The organism is Chryseobacterium hagamense, from assembly GCF_007991455.1.
GTDB classification, from domain to species: Bacteria; Bacteroidota; Bacteroidia; order Flavobacteriales; family Weeksellaceae; genus Chryseobacterium; species Chryseobacterium hagamense.
Genome location: NZ_BJYJ01000087.1, coordinates 1 through 947 on the forward strand (window position 1 = coordinate 1; position 947 = coordinate 947).

2 protein-coding genes are annotated in these 947 nt (G+C 40.9%); both read right to left on the reverse strand.

Annotation, left to right across the window (positions count from 1 at the left end; genetic code table 11):
- Positions 1–860, reverse strand: an 860-nt coding sequence (locus CHA01nite_RS20350) for an IS3 family transposase (protein WP_170234797.1), incomplete at its 3' end; no start/stop codon positions are given.
- Positions 788–947, reverse strand: a 160-nt coding sequence (locus CHA01nite_RS21095) for a transposase (protein ID WP_146944825.1), incomplete at its 5' end; no start/stop codon positions are given. The genes CHA01nite_RS20350 and CHA01nite_RS21095, both read right to left, overlap by 73 nt.

Below are 947 nucleotides of genomic sequence, written 5' to 3' on the forward strand. Positions count from 1 at the left end.
GTGAGGTATTGCAAAGCACTATGTGGCCGCTCATTGTTATACATCCACATCCAGATCTCCGAATAATTTCTCATCTGTCTGATGTTCTCAAAAAGATAAACATCTAAAAATTCTGTCCGAAAAGTCCTGTTAAATCTTTCTACCAGAGCGTTTTGCGTAGGCTTTCCCGGCTGGATATAATGAAGTAAGATCTCATTTTTATTGCACCAGTCTTTTAGCTTTTCAGCTATAAACTCCGGACCGTTGTCCACTCTTATCTTTTCGGGTTTTCCCCGCCAGTCAATGAGCTGTTCAAGTTCTGTAATTACCTTTGATGATGGCAAACCCGTATCAATTGTAATGTTCAAAACCTCACGATTAAAGTCATCAATAATATTCAGACTCCTAACACTTTTGCCATTTTCCAGACTGTCATGCATAAAGTCCATACTCCACGTTACATTGGGATATACAGGACGAAGCAAAGGCTCTTTCACCCTTGCAGGAAGCCGCTTCTTTCGTTTGCTTCTTAAGTTCAGCTTCATCGATTTGTAGATCCTGTAAACCCGTTTGTGGTTCCATCCAAACCCTAAATTCCTCAAGCGGTGGTGCATCGTCCAGAATCCCCAGGTTTGATGATGGTTTGCAAGCGAAACCAACTCCTCCCGGATCTTATCGTCTTCATTGTTTTTTCTCTTTTTGTAATAAAATACCGAACTGTTTATGATGAAAAGTTTACACGCATTCCGAGTGCTTATCCCTTGCTGTGATCCGGAATAAACAACCAGTTCCCGTTTCTCGGAAGGTGTCAGAGCTTTTTTGCAATCACATCTTTCATCACCACATTTTCCAGGGTAAGTTCCGCCACGATTTTTTTGTATTGCGAAAGTTCCTTTTCAAGTTCTTTCATCTTTGTGAGTTGCTGAACATCCAAACCGCCATATTTGCTCTTCCATTTGTAAAAGGTA